This window comes from Citrobacter amalonaticus (genome assembly GCF_001559075.2).
Lineage (GTDB): Bacteria > Pseudomonadota > Gammaproteobacteria > Enterobacterales > Enterobacteriaceae > Citrobacter_A > Citrobacter_A amalonaticus_F.
Map to the genome: position 1 here is coordinate 4,232,205 of NZ_CP014015.2, position 19,784 is coordinate 4,251,988.

Annotated in this window: 21 protein-coding genes; 8 read left to right on the plus strand and 13 right to left on the minus strand. The window is 53.6% G+C overall.

Annotated features, from left to right (window positions below; translation table 11 throughout):
• Positions 1 to 79 precede the first annotated feature (79 nt).
• Positions 80 to 1,483: a class II fumarate hydratase gene (gene fumC, locus AL479_RS20565; protein WP_061077429.1), complete on the plus strand. Its 1,404-nt coding sequence runs from the start codon at positions 80 to 82 to the stop codon at positions 1,481 to 1,483.
• Here the strand turns inward: fumC and tus are convergent.
• From tus to rstA, 3 genes are all read right to left on the minus strand, one after another.
• Complete coding sequence (tus, locus tag AL479_RS20570; RefSeq protein ID WP_061077430.1) at positions 1,480 to 2,409, minus strand: DNA replication terminus site-binding protein; 930 nt, start codon at positions 2,407 to 2,409, stop codon at positions 1,480 to 1,482. The genes fumC and tus overlap by 4 nt on opposite strands.
• A gap of 73 nt (positions 2,410 to 2,482) precedes the next feature.
• Positions 2,483 to 3,784 (minus strand): two-component system sensor histidine kinase RstB, encoded by a 1,302-nt coding sequence (gene rstB / locus AL479_RS20575; protein WP_061077431.1) that lies wholly within the window; start codon positions 3,782 to 3,784, stop codon positions 2,483 to 2,485.
• Positions 3,785 to 4,531 (minus strand): two-component system response regulator RstA, encoded by a 747-nt coding sequence (rstA, locus tag AL479_RS20580; RefSeq protein WP_061077432.1) that lies wholly within the window; start codon positions 4,529 to 4,531, stop codon positions 3,785 to 3,787. It abuts the gene before it with no gap.
• Positions 4,532 to 4,658: 127 nt separating this feature from the next.
• Here rstA and AL479_RS20585 point away from each other — a divergent pair, with 127 nt between their 5' ends.
• Positions 4,659 to 4,994 carry a GlpM family protein gene (locus tag AL479_RS20585; RefSeq protein WP_042319174.1) on the plus strand — a complete coding sequence of 112 codons (336 nt, stop codon included), beginning with the start codon at positions 4,659 to 4,661 and terminating at the stop codon, positions 4,992 to 4,994.
• Here AL479_RS20585 and folM read toward each other — a convergent pair.
• The 3 genes from folM to ydgH all read right to left on the minus strand — a co-directional run bounded on the left by folM (position 4,991) and on the right by ydgH (position 8,285).
• Positions 4,991 to 5,713, minus strand: a complete 723-nt coding sequence (gene folM / locus AL479_RS20590; protein WP_061077433.1) for a dihydromonapterin reductase — start codon at positions 5,711 to 5,713, stop codon at positions 4,991 to 4,993. The two genes, AL479_RS20585 and folM, sit on opposite strands and share 4 nt — an antisense overlap.
• 58 nt (positions 5,714 to 5,771) lie before the next feature.
• Entirely contained in the window at positions 5,772 to 7,154 is a 1,383-nt protein-coding gene (locus AL479_RS20595) for an amino acid permease (protein ID WP_061077434.1), read from the minus strand.
• 186 nt (positions 7,155 to 7,340) lie between these two features.
• Positions 7,341 to 8,285: a DUF1471 family protein YdgH gene (gene ydgH / locus AL479_RS20600; protein ID WP_061077435.1), complete on the minus strand. Its 945-nt coding sequence runs from the start codon at positions 8,283 to 8,285 to the stop codon at positions 7,341 to 7,343.
• 525 nt (positions 8,286 to 8,810) lie between these two features.
• Between ydgH and pntA the strand changes: the two genes are divergently transcribed.
• Both pntA and pntB read left to right on the plus strand, forming a co-directional pair.
• Complete coding sequence (gene pntA, locus AL479_RS20605; protein WP_061077436.1) at positions 8,811 to 10,340, plus strand: Re/Si-specific NAD(P)(+) transhydrogenase subunit alpha; 1,530 nt, start codon at positions 8,811 to 8,813, stop codon at positions 10,338 to 10,340.
• Positions 10,341 to 10,350: 10 nt separating this feature from the next.
• Positions 10,351 to 11,739, plus strand: a complete 1,389-nt coding sequence (gene pntB, locus AL479_RS20610; RefSeq protein ID WP_043000766.1) for a Re/Si-specific NAD(P)(+) transhydrogenase subunit beta — start codon at positions 10,351 to 10,353, stop codon at positions 11,737 to 11,739.
• Between the two features lie 48 nt (positions 11,740 to 11,787).
• Here pntB and AL479_RS20615 read toward each other — a convergent pair whose 3' ends face one another.
• Positions 11,788 to 12,822, minus strand: a complete 1,035-nt coding sequence (locus AL479_RS20615) for an AI-2E family transporter (protein WP_061077437.1) — start codon at positions 12,820 to 12,822, stop codon at positions 11,788 to 11,790.
• A 136-nt stretch (positions 12,823 to 12,958) separates the two neighbouring features.
• Between AL479_RS20615 and AL479_RS24260 the strand changes: the two genes are divergently transcribed.
• The 3 genes from AL479_RS24260 to mdtI all read left to right on the plus strand — a co-directional run bounded on the left by AL479_RS24260 (position 12,959) and on the right by mdtI (position 13,917).
• Positions 12,959 to 13,129, plus strand: a complete 171-nt coding sequence (locus AL479_RS24260; RefSeq protein ID WP_080343303.1) for a hypothetical protein — start codon at positions 12,959 to 12,961, stop codon at positions 13,127 to 13,129.
• 109 nt (positions 13,130 to 13,238) lie between these two features.
• A complete protein-coding gene (gene mdtJ / locus AL479_RS20625; protein WP_061077438.1) occupies positions 13,239 to 13,601 on the plus strand; it encodes a multidrug/spermidine efflux SMR transporter subunit MdtJ in 363 nt (120 codons plus the stop codon).
• Positions 13,588 to 13,917, plus strand: coding sequence for a multidrug/spermidine efflux SMR transporter subunit MdtI (gene mdtI / locus AL479_RS20630; RefSeq protein ID WP_043000763.1), 330 nt, complete (start codon positions 13,588 to 13,590; stop codon positions 13,915 to 13,917). The genes mdtJ and mdtI overlap by 14 nt, the downstream gene beginning before the upstream one ends.
• A gap of 38 nt (positions 13,918 to 13,955) precedes the next feature.
• On the opposite strand, the gene AL479_RS20635 is transcribed toward mdtI, so the two are convergent.
• The 5 genes from AL479_RS20635 to AL479_RS20660 all read right to left on the minus strand — a co-directional run bounded on the left by AL479_RS20635 (position 13,956) and on the right by AL479_RS20660 (position 17,904).
• Positions 13,956 to 14,777, minus strand: a complete 822-nt coding sequence (locus tag AL479_RS20635) for a trypsin-like serine peptidase (protein WP_061077439.1) — start codon at positions 14,775 to 14,777, stop codon at positions 13,956 to 13,958.
• 101 nt (positions 14,778 to 14,878) lie between these two features.
• Positions 14,879 to 14,962 (minus strand): hypothetical protein, encoded by an 84-nt coding sequence (locus tag AL479_RS20640; RefSeq protein ID WP_102601868.1) that lies wholly within the window; start codon positions 14,960 to 14,962, stop codon positions 14,879 to 14,881.
• Positions 14,963 to 15,056: 94 nt separating this feature from the next.
• Positions 15,057 to 15,383: an acid resistance repetitive basic protein Asr gene (gene asr / locus AL479_RS20645; protein WP_061077440.1), complete on the minus strand. Its 327-nt coding sequence runs from the start codon at positions 15,381 to 15,383 to the stop codon at positions 15,057 to 15,059.
• 149 nt (positions 15,384 to 15,532) lie between these two features.
• Positions 15,533 to 17,020, minus strand: a complete 1,488-nt coding sequence (locus AL479_RS20650; RefSeq protein ID WP_061077441.1) for a carboxypeptidase M32 — start codon at positions 17,018 to 17,020, stop codon at positions 15,533 to 15,535.
• 530 nt (positions 17,021 to 17,550) lie between these two features.
• A complete protein-coding gene (locus tag AL479_RS20660) occupies positions 17,551 to 17,904 on the minus strand; it encodes an ester cyclase (protein ID WP_061077442.1) in 354 nt (117 codons plus the stop codon).
• A 440-nt stretch (positions 17,905 to 18,344) separates the two neighbouring features.
• Here AL479_RS20660 and AL479_RS24265 point away from each other — a divergent pair, with 440 nt between their 5' ends.
• The gene (locus AL479_RS24265; protein WP_225622886.1) at positions 18,345 to 18,437 is read left to right on the plus strand and encodes a KPN_01571 family protein; all 93 of its coding nucleotides are present in this window, start codon (positions 18,345 to 18,347) and stop codon (positions 18,435 to 18,437) included.
• A 53-nt stretch (positions 18,438 to 18,490) separates the two neighbouring features.
• Here the strand turns inward: AL479_RS24265 and AL479_RS20665 are convergent, their stop codons facing one another.
• Positions 18,491 to 19,744 carry an MFS transporter gene (locus AL479_RS20665; RefSeq protein WP_061077443.1) on the minus strand — a complete coding sequence of 418 codons (1,254 nt, stop codon included), beginning with the start codon at positions 19,742 to 19,744 and terminating at the stop codon, positions 18,491 to 18,493.
• Positions 19,745 to 19,784: the final 40 nt, after the last annotated feature.

The window sequence follows — 19,784 nt, forward strand, 5'->3', positions numbered from 1 at the left end:
TCGTTGATACTCATAAGACCGCAAGCAAGTGGGCAATGTCGAACATAACCTAATCAATTCATTATCTAAGGAGCAGGTCATGGTAACGGTACGCAGCGAGAAAGATTCGATGGGCGCGATTGATGTCCCGGCAGATAAACTGTGGGGAGCGCAAACCCAGCGTTCGCTTGAGCATTTTCGGATCTCCACCGAGAAAATGCCCATCTCGCTGATCCACGCGCTGGCGCTCACCAAGCGTGCAGCGGCAAAGGTTAACGACGATTTAGGGTTGCTGGCCGCCGACAAAGCCGCCGCCATTATGCAGGCCGCGGATGAGGTGCTGGCAGATAAACACGCGGAGGAATTCCCTCTGGCTATCTGGCAGACCGGGTCGGGTACGCAAAGCAACATGAATATGAACGAAGTGCTGGCGAACCGGGCCAGTGAACTGTTGGGCGGCGTTCGCGGCATGGAGCGCAAAGTCCATCCTAATGATGACGTCAACAAGAGCCAGAGTTCGAACGACGTCTTTCCGACGGCGATGCATGTGGCTGCGCTGCTGGCGTTGCGCAGTCATCTGATTCCGCAGTTGCAGGTGTTGACGAAGACGCTGAACGAGAAATCCCACGCTTTCGCCGATATTGTCAAAATTGGCCGTACTCATCTCCAGGACGCTACGCCGCTAACGCTGGGGCAGGAGATTTCTGGCTGGGTGGCGATGTTAGAACACAACCTGCGGCACATTGAAAACAGTCTGCCGCACGTGGCCGAACTGGCGTTGGGCGGTACAGCGGTCGGCACCGGGCTGAATACGCATCCGGAATATGCCCGCCGCGTCGCTGACGAACTGGCGGCCATCACCCAGGCTCCTTTTGTCACCGCGCCGAACAAGTTCGAAGCGCTGGCGACCTGTGATGCGCTGGTTCATGCCCACGGCGCGCTGAAAGGGCTGGCGGCGTCGCTAATGAAAATCGCCAATGATGTGCGTTGGCTGGCGTCGGGGCCGCGCTGCGGCATTGGCGAAATCGCTATCCCGGAAAATGAACCGGGCAGCTCGATCATGCCGGGCAAAGTTAACCCAACCCAGTGTGAGGCGCTGACGATGCTGTGTTGTCAGGTGATGGGGAACGATGTGGCGATCAACATCGGCGGCGCATCAGGCAACTTCGAACTGAACGTCTTCCGTCCGATGGTAATCCACAACTTCCTGCAATCGGTGCGTCTGCTGGCGGATGGTATGGAGAGTTTCAACGAACATTGTGCGGTCGGTATCGAACCCAATCGTGAGCGAATTAATCAGTTGCTCAATGAATCACTGATGCTCGTCACCGCGTTGAATACCCATATCGGCTACGACAAAGCGGCGGAAATCGCCAAGAAAGCGCATAAAGAAGGGCTGACGCTGAAAGCTTCGGCTCTGGCGCTGGGCTATCTCACCGAAGCGGAGTTCGACAGCTGGGTGCGGCCAGAGCAGATGGTTGGCAGTATGAAACCGGGGCGTTAATCCGCCACATACAGGTGCAGTCGTGGGATCATCAGACGCAGCGGCTGCGCCTGCGGTTTAAATCGATGCTGTACGTTTTCGGCATCGTAGTTCAGTAGCTCGCCAATATCCGGCATGCCTGCGCCGTTTTCCGTATTGATCAACGCGATAAGCGGCGTCGGGCAGGCATGCTGTACCTGCTTTTGCTCGCCTTTGTACCAGACCCGGGCGATGGGCTGGACCTTGACCGGACGCTTGATTTTGAGTTTTGCCTGTTGCGGCAGGGCGGCGATGTCCTGATATTCCCGCTCCAGTTTTGCCTGCCACTCCTCGCGGGTCCAGGGATGTACGCTGCGCGGCGTGTTCAGACTCTTTTCCAGTTGCGCCAGCACCTCATCGCGCTTCAGATTCTTGATGATATGTTTGTTCGCCCAGCCAAAGCGCAGCGTCGCCGGATCGTTTATCACCGTTAGCGTCCGATATGCATTGAGCGTAATCAACCCCGGAAGATGGCGGTGGACCCATTCAAAGCGCGCAGCAGACGGCAACCCGGACTCCACGGTGACAATATGCTCAAAGGTGGTTTTCAACTGATTGATGCGCTGCACCTGATTTTCCAGCGCCGCCTGGCTGGCACTGCCCACCTGATAGCACAACACGCCCGGCAGACGCACCGCCGCTTTACTGCTGCGCGTTTCAGACTGCTGCTGAATAAACAGATGGCGATAGTGCGCCAACGCCAGCGTTTCGGCCTCCTTACCCAGATGCTGCTTCACCGCAATAGTATCCAGCGGGGCGTGCTCGGCCTCTTTGCTCACCTCCGGCAGCGAAAAGACACGGGCTATCATCAGATGATGTTCTCCAAGCGCTTGCGTCAGTTCAGCCAGCGCCTGCTCCATCTGGCGAAACGTGGTATTCAGTCTGTCGACGAGATCGTAACGGGCCATTGTGCACCTCATTAGTTACAACATACTCAATGTATAGCACGTTATATCGCCTGCGACTACCGTGCGAATAGCGTCAGCCAGCGGTTAATTCAGGAAGTGTGTGCCAGATCGGCCAACTAAAGCTGAAGCGGGCGCCGCCCAGTTCACTTTCCCCGCAGCTGACCGTGCCCCCCATCGCCTGGGCGATGGAATAGACAATCGCCAGACCCAGACCGCACCCGCCGGTGGCGCGATCCCGACTTGGATCCAGACGGACGAAAGGTTCAAAAACAGTCTCCCTCGCTTCCGGGGCAATGCCCGGCCCGTCATCTTCGACGGTCAGCGTGGCGAAACGATCGCTGAGTTGCAGGCTTATCTGCACCGTCGACTGGCAGTAGCGCAGCGCGTTGTTCAGCAGATTATCCAACACCCGTTCCATGAGTCGCATATCCAGCGCGCCATAATCGCCGCGGACGAGACGCGTAATCCGCAGCGTTCGCTCAGGATTCACGCTTTGCACATCATCAATATGCGCCGTGAGCCAGACCGGGAGGTCCGGTTCGCTAAGATGCAGTTCATTCTGCGGCCTGTCGAGGCGGGCGTAGGTTAACAGCTCCTCAATTAAGGCTTCGAGCTGTCCGATATCGCGATTGAGCGCCAGAGATTCTTGTTCCGTGAGGTTTTCACTCATCTCCAGTCGGTAGCGCAGGCGAACCAGCGGAGTGCGCAGTTCATGGGCAATCCCGTCGATCAGCTGTTTTTTACTGGCGATCAGCGCATTAATGTTGTCCGCCATCTGATTAAAAGCAATGCCCAGCCGTTCAAAACTGGAGCCGCTGTCAAAGTGCAGCCGTTCACTGAGATGACCTTTGCCGAACCGCTGGGCGGCGGCCTCCAGTCGCAGCATTTCCTGCCAGTGAGGACGCATCCAGATGAACACCGGAAAGGCCAGTGAGATGGCGATAAACGCCATCAGCGCGATATCCAGCAGGCGCATCTGATGGAGAAAATAGAGGTAGGGAACCGGGCCAACGGCCAGCACGTAATGGCTGCGCGGAATGCGCTGAATAAAGGTGTACTGATCGTCGAGTGCAATGATGTCGCCTTCACGCAGACGTTGCATACTCTGTTCATCCAGCGAGAATTTTGTCAGCGGCTCAACGCGCAGGTCAAAAGAGAGATTGAGGTCCATCTCTTTGAGCGTTTTACCCCAGTCGCGCGGAGGGATCTCGCGTAGCTCGCTGCGCATCAGATACAGCGAGCTTTTCATCAGGTCATCGAGCGACTGCCTGCCAGCCCGCTCTGCGGTGAATTTGTAAACCAGCCCGACCAGCAGGGTCATCACCAGAAAGCAGACAAACAGCAGGAGATAAAACTGCACGAACAGTTTCTTCATTTACATCCCCGAATGCGGTGATGGCACATCATCCCAGGCGTGCGGGGCAAACAGATAGCCTTTATTGCGTACCGTTTTAATACGATAGGGCTCAGCCGCATTATCGAGCAGTTTCTTACGCAGACGCGAGATGGCAACATCAACGCTGCGATCCATGCCGTCGTAGCTAACGCCGCGCAGATTTTTCAGTAGCGCATCGCGGTCCATAATCTGTCCGGCGTGCGTGGCGAGTTCCCATAGCAGCTCGAAATCCGCGGTGGACAGTATGACCTGTTCACCACTGAGCAAAACGACACGGTTGATGGGGTCGATAGTCAGGGAACCAAAGCGCAGCGTTTTATGCGGCGTGACGGCGGCAGGCTGAATCCCTTTGCTATGACCAGACTGATCGCTCTGCCGCAGATGCAGCCGCAGACGGGCCAGCAGGACCGCTGGCGGCGTGGTTTTCAGAATGTAATCGCAGGCGCCCATTTCCAGTGCCAGGATGTGGTTCATGTCGCTGTCAAGCGAAGTGAGGAGGACGATCGGCCCCTGCCATTGCCCTTGCAGGTCACGACAGAGGGTCATGCCGTCTTTACCGGGAAGCATAATATCCAGCAAGACCAGGTCCGGCTGAACCTGGAGGATCCGCGCTTCTGCCAGATCGCCACGTGGCTCGACGATCACGTCGAAATCGTGTTTCGCCAGATAGGCCGCAATGAGCGCGCCGACCTCAGGATCGTCTTCAACAAATACAATCGTGTTCATCGTCTTGATTGCCGATCAGAAAACGTCAACATACACCGCCGGGGCGTTGCCTTCCATTAATCTTTCCTAAACGGTGACGCTTCCGTTATGCTGGTTGCCGATGTTATTGATGTGTAAAGGCAAGGTAATGGGACTCGTGATTAAAGCCGCGCTGGGTGCGCTGGTGGTGGTGTTGATTGGGTTGCTGGCAAAAACGAAGAATTACTACATCGCAGGGCTAATCCCGCTGTTCCCGACATTCGCGCTGATTGCCCATTATATCGTGGCCAGCGAGCGGGGAATTGACGCGCTAAGAACGACCATCGTATTCAGCATGTGGTCGATTATTCCCTATTTTGTCTATCTCGTTTCGCTGTGGTATTTCACCGGTTTTCTGAAGCTGCCGGTGGCGCTGGGCGGGGCAGTGATCTGCTGGTGCCTGAGCGCCTGGCTGCTGATCTTTTGCTGGGTCAAACTGCACTAACGCAGATGCCGACCGCCGTCCACGGCGAAGCTACGGCCGGTCACAAAGCAACTGGTCAGCAGATAATCGATTAAATCGATCACCTCCTTTTCACCCGGCGCCGTTTTCATCAGCGATTTGTTCAGCGCCTGCTGGCGGTACTCGGCGTCATCGCCCTCGTTAAACAGGATCAGCGAAGGGGCAATGGCGTTGACCTTCACCTCTGGCGCGAGCTTGCGGGCAAATGAACGGGTCATATTATCCAGCGCCGCTTTACTGGCGGCATAAGCAATATGCTTATCACTGCCTTTCTCCACAACGTAGTCGGTGAAATGAATGATGTCAGCGGCGGCGTGACCGTGCCCGCGAAGCATGCCTTCGAGCGCATGATTGAGCAGATAGGGGGCATTGACGTGGATTTGCATCATGCAGGCCAGTACGTCAGAGAGTGGCGTTCCCGGCTTCTCTGCCATCCATGCGCTGGCATTATGGACGATGGCGCGCAGACCGCTGGCGCGTTCTTTTACCGTATCGGCGAAGGCCAGAATGCCTTCATTGGTGGAGAAATCAGCCTGAATACACAGGGCGCCCGCGTTGGTCAGTCCGTCAATGGCCGGATAATGCGTGCGGTAGCTGACGATCACCGGCTGTTTCTGGTTGATAAAGTGCCAGGCAATGGCGAGGCCGATACGGCGGCCACCACCGGTCACTAAAATGGGCAGAGGGTGTTGCGTTCCCATCGAAAAACTCCTTATGCGCCTGCGAATCAGGCTATTAGCGTCAAACGATGGGATGCGTTTACCCCACCAGCAGCCAGGTCGCCGGTACGGCGGCCACCAGCAACAGACCAATCAGAACCATTTCCTGTCGGTTCAAAACGTTATCATGCGTATGCGTCTTACGAGCATACAGGAACACCAGCAGACCCGGCGCATAAAGCACCACGGAGAGCAGCAGATGCATCGGTCCGGAAGCATATAATAACCATAAGCCATAAATGCACGCACCGACACCTACCGCCTGGTGAAGCGGACGGGTAGCGATTTTCAGCAGGAAAGCACCGACGAGGAAATAGGGGACCAGAATCATCTCTGAGGCGATAGTCAGCAGCGTGTTGTAATCCGAGCCGGTTAGCCAGATCAGCACCAGACAGACCTGAACGCAGAGGTTGGTGAGCCACAGCGAAGCCGATGGCGCGCCTTGCGCATTCTGACGGGCAAAAATCCGCGGGAAGGCTTTATGCGTTGAGGCAAGGAACGGGACCTCCGCCGCCATAATGGTCCAGCTCAGATAGGCCCCGCAAACGGAGACAATCAGACCCGCCGCAATGATAATCTCACCCCACGGCCCCATCATTTTGACCATCAGACCTGCCATTGACGGGTTACGGATCTCCGCCAGTTCCGGGCGGGCCACCACACCAAGCGAGAGCAGAGTGACCAGCAGATAAACAGCAAGCGCGGAGAGCACCGCTAACAGCGTAGCGCGACCGACATCGTGTTTGTTACGTGCCCGCGCCGAGACGACGACTGCGCCTTCCACACCGATGAATACCCACAGCGTGATAAGCATCGTGTTCTTAACCTGTTCCCAGACCGGGACTCCCAGCGCGAGGCCGGTAAAGTCGAGGCTAAAAACCTCCAGTTTAAATGCCATAAAGGCCAGCACAATAAACAGACCGAGCGGCAGCAATTTTGCCAGCGTCGCCACCAGGTTGATGCTGGCTGCCGTTTGTACGCCGCGCAGCACCAGAAAATGTACCACCCACAGCAGCACCGACGCGCCCACGATTGCCTGCCAGGTATTGCCGTCGCCAAACAGACGTAGTTCAGGCGTATCGGTAAAGAAACTGAGAGCAGAGAAGACAATGACCAGATAGGAGACGTTGGCAATCACCGCACATAGCCAGTAGCCCCAGGCCGAGCAGAAACCGATCAGCTCACCGAAACCTTCGCGGGCATAGGTGAAGATACCGCCATCCAGTTCGGGACGGATACGGGTCAGGATTAACATGGCAAACGCCAGCAGCAATATCCCGGCCCCGGTAATCGCCCAGCCGATAAGCAATGCCGACGGGCTGGCGACAGCGGCCATATTCTGCGGCAGACTGAAAACACCAGCGCCAAGCATTGAGCTTAAAACCAGCGCGGTGAGAGCGCTCAGTCCCAGTTTCTTTTCCATGGTTATCCCGTGGTACAAACGATCGATGGAGAATAATTATTGTGGCAAAGCGCATAAAAATGGTGAAAGCCACTAAGGCGCGGGATTTTACGGAGAGAAGAGACTGCATGCAATGATCAGAGGAAAATTTGTGACTAATAAAGCGAAAGGCGGCATAAAGCCGCCTTATTTTATGACCGGAGAGCCTTACTTATACAGATCGGCGCTGATGGTCATGTTGTTACCACGTTCCTGCCACTGGCGGGTAATGTGGTAATACTTAGCCCCTTGCTTCGCTGCACGCTTGGCAACCTGGTAAGAGACTTCAGTCATGCTGCTGTAGTTGCCGGTGAACTTGATGCTGTCGAACGGCACCATCATGGCCGCCGTGGCTTTGTTCAGCTCTTCAACTTTGGTGCCATCCGGAAGGGTGACAGTGTAACGTCCACCTTTAGTGGATTGCGTTTCGAAGAAGCGACCAACTTCAGAACTCGGCGACGCGGTGGTGGCAACACCTGGGATTTCGACGTTTTTCGCCGCTTCGCCACCGGCTGCCAGCGCTGCGCGACCGGCATCGGAATCCGCCGGGATCGCGTCAGGGCTCTGCACCACGCGTTTCTTCGCATCTTTTTTATAGATAAAAGCGGTAATACGCTGGTTGCCGCCCTGGTTCGCATCGATCTGACGCACAATGTAGAAAGCGTAGGCGCCTTTTTCGTTTGCCGCTTTGGTGATGGCGTCATTCACTTCCGGCTGGCTGCGGTAGAAACCCTGTACCGTAACGGTATCAAACGGTTCCAGCATTACAGCTTCTGATTTTGGCAATTCAACCACGCCATTGATCACGCGGTTCTTGCTGGCTTCCGCTTTCTCAGCGTCGGCTTTGTAGAAGTCTGCAACAACACGCCAGTTACCGCTGTTACCAAAATCAGATGTATCGACAACATAGAATGAGGCGGCGCCTTCTTTATCTGCGCGGCGGTTAACGGCCTTCACCGCATCGCCAATCGCATTAAAACGGCCTGTGACCGTGACACGGTCGTAAGGTTTCAGTGCTGCCGCTTGCTCCGGCGTCAATTCTGTTGCTGCGTTTACGGAAAAAGCCGTCGCAGAAAGAAGTGCGGACGCCAGGAGAGTGTTCTTAAGCTTCATAAAAATAATCCTTCGCCTTGCGCAAACCAGGTACTGGTATTGTTATTGACTAGAAACGTGGCTGATTATTGCATTTAAACCCGGTGACTGTCTGCGTGATTTTTCAATCGACACAGCAGATGAGGTCACAAGGTCGATAACAAATTATGATATGTCGAAAAAATGGTCATTTCACAGTGAAAACTGATGAACGCACTGAATTTTATAAGTTAATTTAATGTTAATTAGTTGATCTTCCGTGGCGCTTAATCATGTTTTGCCGCTTCGTCTGAGCGAATTATGGGCCTTTCACGAGGAATTGAAGGTCATTATCCCGGTCAGAGGGCTGAATCGTTCCTGTTTTGCTGATAACCCGACAAATACTGTTTTTTGGCGCTAGATCACAAGCGCTATTTTCAGTACGTTATAGAGAGTTTGTTACTGTTTTATTTTTCCGGGGTAACCTATACCCCTGCGTGAAATTGCCTGCGCAATTCCACGTTAACTGACAAACCATCATCAAAAATACCGATGGAAGGGAACATTATGCGAATTGGCATACCAAAAGAACGGTTTACCAATGAAACCCGTGTAGCCGCGACGCCGAAAACGGTTGAGCAACTGCTGAAGTTGGGTTTCACCGTCGCGGTAGAGAGCGGCGCGGGTGGACTGGCGAGTTTTGACGATAAAGCTTTTGTAGAAGCGGGCGCGGAAATTGTCGATAGCAGCGCTGTCTGGCAATCAGAGATCATTCTGAAGGTTAACGCACCGGAAGATGAGGAAATTCCGTTACTCAATCCGGGCACCACGCTGGTCAGTTTTATCTGGCCTGCGCAGAATCCAGAGTTAATGCAAAAGCTCGCCGAGCGTAATGTGACGGTGATGGCAATGGATTCTGTACCGCGTATTTCACGTGCGCAGTCGCTGGATGCATTGAGCTCGATGGCAAACATCGCCGGTTATCGGGCGATCGTGGAAGCCGCGCACGAGTTTGGCCGCTTCTTTACCGGGCAGATCACCGCTGCGGGTAAAGTTCCTCCCGCCAAAGTGATGGTGATCGGGGCCGGTGTTGCTGGTCTGGCCGCCATTGGCGCAGCGAACAGCCTGGGCGCGATTGTGCGTGCCTTTGACACCCGTCCGGAAGTGAAAGAGCAGGTCCAGAGTATGGGCGCTGAATTCCTCGAACTGGATTTCAAAGAGGAAGCAGGCAGCGGCGACGGTTACGCCAAAGTGATGTCTGAGGCGTTTATTAAAGCGGAAATGGCGCTGTTTGCCGCGCAGGCAAAAGAGGTCGACATTATTGTCACCACCGCCCTGATTCCGGGTAAACCGGCACCGAAACTGATCACCCGTGAGATGGTTGACTCCATGAAGGCGGGCAGCGTGATTGTCGACCTGGCGGCGCAAAACGGCGGTAACTGTGAATATACGGTCGCCAATCAGGTCACGACCACGGCAAACGGCGTTAAGGTGATCGGTTATACCGACTTGCCAGGGCGTCTGCCGACACAGTCTTCACAACTGTACGGCACCAACCTTGTTAACCTGCTTAAACTGCTGTGCAAAGAGAAAGACGGCAATATCACCGTTGATTTCGACGACGTGGTCGTGCGCGGCGTCACGGTAGTGCGTGACGGCGAAATTACCTGGCCGGCGCCGCCGATTCAGGTATCTGCACAGCCGCAGGCCGCCGCGAAAGCCGCGCCGGCTGCAAAAGAGCCGGAAAAACCGGCATCGCCGTGGCGTAAATACGCGGTGATGGCGCTGGTGATCATTCTGTTCGGCTGGCTGGCAGACGTCGCGCCGAAAGAGTTCCTCGGTCACTTTACGGTGTTCGCACTGTCCTGCGTGGTGGGCTACTACGTGGTCTGGAACGTTTCTCATGCTCTGCATACGCCGCTGATGTCCGTGACCAACGCCATTTCAGGGATCATCGTGGTTGGCGCGCTATTGCAGATTGGCCAGGGCGGCTGGGTTAGCTTCCTGAGCTTCATCGCGGTCCTGATTGCCAGCATCAATATTTTCGGTGGCTTCACCGTGACTCAGCGCATGCTGAAAATGTTCCGGAAAAACTAAGGGGTAACACATGTCTGGAGGATTAGTTACAGCTGCATACATTGTTGCCGCGATCCTGTTTATTTTCAGTCTGGCAGGACTTTCAAAACATGAAACGTCTCAGCAGGGTAACAACTTCGGTATCGCCGGGATGGCGATTGCGCTGATTGCCACGATTTTTGGCCCAGATACCGGCAACGTTGCCTGGATCCTGGTGGCAATGATCATCGGCGGCGCGATTGGTATTCGTCTGGCGAAGAAAGTTGAAATGACCGAAATGCCGGAACTGGTGGCGATTCTGCACAGCTTCGTCGGTCTGGCTGCGGTACTGGTCGGCTTCAACAGCTATCTGTATCACGAAGCAGGCCTGGAGCCGATTCTGGTCAATATTCACCTGACCGAAGTGTTCCTGGGCATCTTCATCGGTGCGGTAACCTTCACTGGTTCGGTGGTGGCATTTGGTAAGCTGCGCGGCAAGATCTCTTCTAAACCGCTGATGCTGCCGAACCGTCACAAAATGAACCTCGCGGCGTTGGTGGTCTCTTTCCTGCTGCTGGTGGTTTTTGTCCGTACCGAAAGCGTTGGCCTGCAGGTTCTGGCGCTGCTGGTGATGACCATCATCGCGCTGGCGTTTGGCTGGCATCTGGTGGCGTCCATCGGCGGGGCGGATATGCCGGTCGTGGTCTCCATGCTGAACTCCTACTCTGGTTGGGCGGCAGCGGCGGCGGGCTTCATGCTGAGCAACGACCTGCTGATCGTGACCGGCGCGCTGGTCGGTTCGTCCGGTGCGATTCTGTCTTACATCATGTGTAAGGCGATGAACCGCTCGTTCATCAGCGTCATTGCAGGGGGCTTCGGTACCGATGGTACGGCGTCCAGCGGTGATGAAGAAGTGGGCGAACACCGTGAGATCAGTGCGGAAGAGACCGCGGATATGCTGAAAAACTCGCATACGGTGATCATCACCCCGGGCTACGGCATGGCGGTGGCGCAGGCACAGTATCCGGTCGCGGAAATTACCGAGAAGCTGCGCGCGCGCGGTATCAAGGTACGTTTCGGTATCCACCCGGTGGCAGGACGTCTGCCTGGTCACATGAACGTGCTGTTGGCGGAAGCGAAAGTGCCTTACGACATCGTGCTGGAAATGGACGAGATCAACGATGATTTCGCCGATACCGACACCGTGCTGGTTATTGGCGCGAACGACACCGTGAACCCGGCGGCGCAGGACGATCCAAACAGTCCTATCGCCGGTATGCCGGTGCTGGAAGTGTGGAAAGCGCAGAACGTGATTGTCTTCAAACGTTCAATGAATACCGGCTACGCCGGTGTGCAGAACCCGCTGTTCTTCAAAGAGAACACTCATATGCTGTTTGGCGATGCCAAAGCCAGCGTGGATGCGATTCTGAAAGCGCTGTAATCCGTTGTTCTGTTGAAACGGCCTCTGCGGAGGCCGTTTTTACGTCGGTCACTTTTTGTTTGCATCGCCTAACAGAATGGCAATACTTTGCCCACCAACGGATTGTTCCAGCGCAATCTTGACGATAATAGTCAGCGGTACCGAAAGCAGCATCCCCACCGGCCCCAGCAGCCAGCCCCAGAAGATCAACGACAGGAACACCACCAGCGTAGAAAGCCCCAGGCCGCGTCCCATGATTCGTGGTTCAAGGATATTGCCGAACACCAGGTTGATGATCAGATAACCCGCCAGCACCACCAGCGCATCGTACAGGCCGCCAAACGCCAACACCTGAATGATGGGCGGGATCGCCGCCAGCACTGAACCAATGTTGGGAATGTAGTTGAGCGCAAAGGCCAACAGCCCCCAGATAAAGGCGAAACGAACGTCCAGCGCCGCCAGCATACCCCAGACCACCAGCCCGGTGACCAGACTGATTGCCGTTTTCAGCACCAGATAGTGCGATACGCTATCGATGGCGCGCTGAATGGCTGCCATCCCTTCGACCGGACGAACCATGATCTGCTGGAATTTCGTGGGGAGCTGCGGCACTTCCAGCAGCATAAAGACCACCGTCAGCAGCAGTAAAAAGATCGATGACATGGCGTTGGTTAACTGCGCCAGTAAATTGGTGATCAGGGTCATCGCCGCGTTGGGATCGATGTACTTCACCATCTCATCCACCGAGACGCCGATGCCTAAGCGGACCAGCCAGGGCTCGAGACTTTTCAGCGGGATGACCAGTGAAGAACGATACTGGGGCAGGGTGCGCGCCAGTTCATTGAGGGACGTACCCAGATAGGCCAGCAGTAACACCATCGCCATCACGATAATGATCACCAGCAGGGAGATCGCCAGCACACGCGGAACGCGCAGTTTCACCATCCGCTGTACCAGCGGGCTAAGGACGACGGCAATAAATAACGCCAGAATAAATGGCACAATAATATCCGCCGCAAAGCGGATACCGGTAAGAATGATCACCAGCATTCCCAGCATAATGACGATCTTAAGACCGTTCAGCGTGATGATTGGTTTTGCCATGGAGCGTCCTGTATTTTTCTGCTTGCCGCGTATAATAATGTGATTCGGGTCGAATCGTCCTGAGAAAAATCAAACGATTCGGGTAAAGAAGTGAAAAGGTTTTGAGTTAATTCCTGGCCTATGATACAAATCAGGCGTGTTCAACTACCGAGGACAATTATCATCCGCGATGACGAGAAGCAACACTGCGGATAATTGTAATATTATGGACAATATGTTCAGGACGTTTTTTTCTACACAAATTCTTCTTCGCACTTCCTCCTCTTTCTTGCTTGCAGGTGAGCAACACTGGCGCAACGCGCTTTAGTCCCTTCTTCTGTTCGAGCTGACGCCACGCGTCTGGCTAACTGATTTTATTTTCTGGTTTGCAACGTTGTGCAAGCCCAGGGATTATATTCTCAAGCAGGAGAAGCACTATGTTTTACTGGATTTTATTAGGTCTGGCGATTGCCGCTGAAATTACCGGCACATTGTCGATGAAATGGGCAAGCGTAAGCGATGGCAACAGCGGGTTTATTTTAATGCTGGTGATGATCGCCGCCTCGTATATTTTTCTCTCTTTTGCCGTTAAAAAAATCGCCCTTGGTGTGGCTTACGCATTGTGGGAAGGGATCGGCATTTTATTTATTACGCTGTTTAGCGTGCTGTTATTTGATGAGTCGCTGTCGGCCATGAAAATTGCCGGTCTGGCAACGCTGGTAGTGGGCATCGTGTTGATCAAATCCGGTACCCGCAAGTCGCGTCAGTCAGCGAAAGAGGTGACCCATGCAACAGTTTGAATGGGTTCACGCCGCCTGGTTAGGGATGGCGATCGTGCTGGAAATTATCGCCAACGTCTTTTTAAAATTCTCTGACGGCTTTCGTCGTAAATTGTACGGCATTCTCTCGCTGGTTGCGGTACTCGCCGCGTTCAGTGCGCTTTCACAGGCGGTAAAGGGCATTGACCTGTCCGTTGCCTACGCGCTGTGGGGGGGATTTGGTATCGCCGCGACGCTGGCTGCCGGATGGATACTGTTCGGGCAACGTCTGAATCATAAAGGCTGGATCGGCGTTGTGTTGCTGCTGGCTGGTATGGTGATGATTAAACTGGCCTGATGTATCGCTGCCCGCGCCCGCGGGCAGCTCGATGCGCCTTATTGCTCCCCGGCCAGCGCATCCAGTTTTTCCCGAAATCCCGTCACCGAGATCGCCCGGTTATCTGCGCGCCAGCGATCTTTCGCCGCCGGGGCAGAACTTTGAACACCGATTAACTGCCAGCCCGCCTCGGTTTTCAGCATCAGCGGTGAACCGCTGTCGCCCGGCAGCGTGTCACACTGGTGTGACAACACTGAATTCTGCGCCCAGCCGGTGACGATACAATCCTGATGAGAATAGAGCGTATCCAGATGATCTTCCGGATACCCCGACTGCGTGACCTTGCGTCCGGCCTCTTTGAGTGCGGCGGTCAGTGCCGCCTTATCACCCTCAAACAGCGGTAACGGCGTGATGCCGGAAGGGGGATAGCGCAACACAATCAGGCCAAAGTCCCACGGCGCAGCTGCAGGCGGCACAATCCAGCCGTCGCCATCGGGCTTCAGACGTTTTCCAAGACCAGGATCCACCCGTCCTTCAATACCGTGAATTTCATAACGCCAGAGACCTTTTTTCGAAACAAAACGCAGGACGACGGCTTTATCCGGTTTCCCTTTTGGCGGCGTTAATAAGCAATGTCCGGCAGTGAGCGCCAGATGTGGGGAGATTAGCGTCGCGGTGCAGAGGTTACCGCTGGCGGTTTCCAGTTGTCCGATGGCATCCCACGGCGATTGGGTAGGATCGCTTACCGGCGCGCGATCGTCCTGACCAAAAAATAACGTTTTGACTTCACTGGTTCCGGTATCCGCGTCAGGCTTATCCGCATGCGCAATACCCGATGAAAAGCACAACGAACCCAGTAATACAGCAACGGTTTTACGCATATCACACTCTGTGTGGGTAATTATGATTATTAAAAGAGAACCCTCAGTAATTACTATAGACGTAACGGTGGGAAAGTGAGAGCAAAATCAGAGTACTACAATCAGGAAAGATAAAAGCGGGCGGCAATGAGCGCACATAAAATAAGCGAGATAAGGATGAACTCAAAGCGATAACGGCGCACCATGTTACCCTCCGAAAAAGACGGCGCTAAACCGGGAAAGCGTTCAGCGCCGTTGAAGAATGGCGCGAGGGGGCGCGCCAGTTTACCGATTCAGGACTTAAGCGGCCGGTTGAGCGGCAGGCTTAGCGGCCGGTTTTTGGCTGTGTTTTTTGGTGTGCTTTTTAGCGGCTTGAGCTTTCTGTTCAGGCGCTTTCTGCTCAGTCGTGGCTTTGGCTTTTTTCGGGTGTTTTTTAGCGGCCTGCGCTTTTTGTTCTGGCGCTTTCTGGGTAGTCGCTTTGTGATGTTTTTTGTGGTGCATGGTTTTTGCCGGAGCCGATTTCGCAACAGGCGCCGCAGCCGGTGCAGTTGATGTAGTGTCAGCCGCAAACGCAGCAGAAGACAGACCCATAGCAGCGGCAACAACCAGAGCTAATACTTTTTTCATTCTCATACCCTCGATTTGGTTTTTCATTCAACCCCACTGCGGGGCCGTTGAAATAACTATATCGCTGGGTGATGCGCGCTTCCGTGAGTCATTGGTTTCGGCGTGTAACGATATGTACAACGCCGGGCGCAGCGGCCCGGCGAGGGGGTTTACAGATAGCGAGATTCAAGATGAGCGCGGAAATGACGGCTGCTCAATGCTTCTCCGGTGGCCTGAGTAATCAACTGCGCCGTGGTAAAGCGACTGCCGTGCTGCCAGATATTCTGTCGCAGCCAGTCAAACAAGGCGCTGAAATCGCCGCCGGCAATCTGCTGACTGAGACCTGGCAATGCGCGATTTGCAGCGCTGAACAACTGTGCGGCATACATTGCGCCCAGCGTATAAGAAGGGAAGTAACCAAACCCGCCGTCAGTCCAGTGAATATCCTGCATGCAGCCGTCGCGATAGTTCCCTTTTGTCGACAGTCCCAGCCAGGCCTGCATTTTTTCGTCCCACAGCGCCGGAATGTCGTCCACTTCGATATCGCCATTGATCAATGCGCGCTCAATTTCATAGCGCAGGATGACGTGCGCCGGATAGCTGACTTCATCGGCATCCACGCGGATAAAACCGGGTTTTACCCGCTGATTCCAGGCGATGAAGTTTTGCTCTTCAAAGGCGGCCTGATCGCCAAAATGACGCTTCACGGCAGGTAACAGTTGCCTTAAAAATGCATTGCTGCGACCTACCTGCATTTCAAAAAACAGGCTCTGGGATTCGTGGATTGCGGTGGAACGGGCAAGGGCGACGGGCTGACCCAACCCGTTACGCGGCAGGTTTTGCTCGTAGCGGGCATGGCCGGTTTCGTGGATCACGCCAAACAGGGCGCTGAGTAATTCGTTTTCGTCATAACGCGTCGTGATTCGCACGTCTTCAGGCACGCCGCCGCAGAATGGATGCGCGCTGATGTCGAGGCGACCGGCGTTAAAATCGAAACCGAGTACCGACATCGTCTCCAGCCCCAGTTCGCGCTGAACGACAGTCGGGAAGGGGCCGACGGGGGCAATCAGCGACTGCTGCGACTGGCGGGCAACCACGCGACTGAGCAGATCCGGCAGCCACGATTTGAGATCGGCAAACAGGCCATCCAACTGTGCGCTGGTCATTTCCGGCTCATAAATGTCCAGCAGCGCGTCATACGGCGAGCCGCCTTTGACTTGCGCACGCAGTCTGGCCTCTTCGCGGCTCAGTTTTACTACTTCCTTCAGATTCGCTGAAAATCCCTGCCAGTCGTTGGCGGGACGCTGGCTGCGCCAGGCGTGTTCGCAGCGACTTCCGGCGAGAGATTTGGCCTCCACCAACGACTCTGGTAACAACGCGGCCTGGGTATGCAGTCGCGTCATTTCCCGCAGATTGGCCTGTTCCACATCATTGAGATCCTCCTGGGCGGCAGCGGCAAGCCATTGCGCCACTTTTGGTTCAGTCAGGATTTGATGTTCCAGAACGCTCAGCTCCGCCAGCGCTTCGCCACGCGCTGCACTGCCGCCGGGCGGCATCATGGTGAACATATCCCAACTGGCGATAGCGGAGAGGTGTGAAAAACGAGAGAGTCGCAGGAAGATGCGTGTAACATCATGATAAGCTGATGATTTTTCCATTCTTGTTCTACCTTATCGTGTGGGGGCGTTCAGGGAGTTTAACTTATGTGGAAGTAGTCACTGTGAACAGTAAGACTGAAGTCACTACATCATAATACAACCAGGTGTATCAACAGTTTAATAAATACTTCTGGCTGAACGCCACCAGCAACCTTTACCAGCAGACATCAAATTTATGCAGAAGGAAAAACAAAGCAGTTAGTTTGCTATGTACACAAAATATCTAATAAGTACTTGAGCGGTTACTCCAAAGAAGTAGCTTATCGTCAAAACATGAGAAGTATTTCAAATGATATCATCGTTAAAGATACCCTTACTAAATGCCTTAATACCAGAACTAATAAAAACTGGTGCGAATACTCATTCAGTACGTGATTTATATAAAAAGCATTCGGCATAATATTTTAAATGCATTTAACTCATTGATTTTTAATTGATTAGGTTATATTTTAATACAGTGCTGATATTATAACAATTTTTAAGGTAAGTTGTTATACTTCCCTTAATGTACATTTTGAGAAATTTGTAAACTATTCAATAGGCAAATTGTGCTGTTTTAAGAAAGATAGCTTATCCCAGTAGCCTCTTTGAAATACAATTTTATTGTTTACTATTTGAAAGAAACCGCAACCTCTCAAACCTAATGGGTCACGCCACTCTAAAATTGCCCATTGTCCATCTTCGAAAATATTTTCAACGATACAAACCATTTCTGGGATGGCAAAATCTTGTTCAAACATTTTCTTTATTGCCTCTTTCCCAATAACGGGATCATTGGCAACCTGATGGTTTATTGCATTATCATCATATAATTCAGAAATAATTTCTATATCTGCATTATTAAATGCGTCAACCCATTGGCAAAGTATTTCTTTTGGCGTCATATAATTTACCTCCAGTCTGTAAATGATCCCTTACTATAAAATACCATCAAAAACTTATCAATTTCAAAATTTTAAAATCAAAATCGAAATATATCAGTACCGTATTGTTAACATCTTGAATAATTGATCTACTTCACATCGCTTAGTAGCCTAAGCCCGGCAAACAGCGGTTTCTTTTGGTCTCTTAATGAATTTACTTATTAATGACTAACGGCGAACATATTCCAACTGGCGATAGCGGAGAGGTAAGAGAAGCGAGAGAGTCGCAGGAAGGTGCGGGTAAGTTGTTGATAGTTTTTGTTGTCCATGTAACCTCTTCGACGTGACAGGTGGGTTGAGTTTCCCCACCATAATGGGTAGTTATGTTTATCGATAGCCTTTTTTATAGTAGCCAACGGGAACATCGTACCCGTCCAATAACAATAAACACACACAGCAAAATGAATCCACTCCACTGGGTTGTCTTTGCTCTTCTGGCACTGGATGCCGTCAGAGAATTGATGGGGTTTTCATCAATCTTAGGAATTTGGTAACCACTGTTGGTCGAGAGGCGAGAAGCCCGGTGAACCCGGGCTTTTCTTTCAGACTAGACGTGAAGACGGTGATGCAGTCGTGTGCCGACCAGAATAGCCAGTACCAGCATAATCGCGATAAATCCCCCGACGCCGTTCCAGCCATAGTTATGCCAGAACACACCGCCCAGCGTACCGGCGATACTGGATCCCAGATAGTAGCTGAACAGATACAGCGAAGAGGCCTGGCCTTTGGCGCGACGCGCGCGCGGCCCAATCCAGCTACTGGCCACCGAGTGCGCGCCAAAGAATCCAGCTGAGAAGAGCAGCATCCCGGCGAAAATCAGCCACAGCGAACTGAACAACGTCATTAACAGACCGAACAGCATCACGGCGGTGGAAAAGAGCATCACCGGACCGCGTCCGTAACGTACCGTCATCGAACCGGCCTTTGGCGAACTCCAGGTTCCGGTCAGATACGCGACGGAAAGCAAGCCGACCACCGCCTGACTGAGCTCCCACGGCGAAAGCATCAGACGATAGCCGATATAGTTAAACAGGGTGACAAATGACCCCATCAGCAGAAAACCTTCGGCAAACAGCAGCGGCAGTCCCTGGTCACGCCAGTGGAGTCGGAAGTTGATGAACAGCGTTTTGGGGCGCAGCGACGTGGGACGGAAGTGGCGTGATTCCGGCAGAATTTTCCAGAACATCAGGGCCGACGCCAGCGCGAAGCAGCCAATGGCAGCCAGCGCAATGCGCCAGCTAAAGAAATCGGTAAACACGCCGCTAATCAGACGTCCACTCATCCCGCCAATCGAGTTGCCGCTGATGTACAACCCCATTGAGAAAGCGACAAAGCTGGGGTGGATCTCCTCACTCAGATAAGTCATCCCGACCGCCGCCACGCCGCTGAGTGAAAGGCCAATCAGTGCGCGCATTATCAGAATGCCGTGCCAGCTGGTCATCATCGTCGAGAGCAACGTACAGCAGGAGGCGAGCAGCAACGCGGTCACCATCACCGGCTTGCGCCCGATAGCATCCGACAGCGGACCGGTAAACAGCAGGCCAACGGCTAACATTCCGGTAGAGATCGACAGTGAAATACTGCTGCTGGCGGGAGATACGCCAAACTCATGAGACAACACCGGCAGAATGGGCTGGACGCAGTACAGCAGGGCGAAAGTCGCCAGTCCGGCAGAAAAGAGCGCCAGCGTGACGCGCATAAAGGCAGAAGTACCGCGTTGAATAAACTGAACCGGCTGAGAAATGCGTTGGTCGTCAATATCGCTCGCCGTCGCGTCATTGACTGTAGTAGTACGACTCACTGGAAATCCTTGCGCAACAAACCCGTGTTTTGAGGGGACG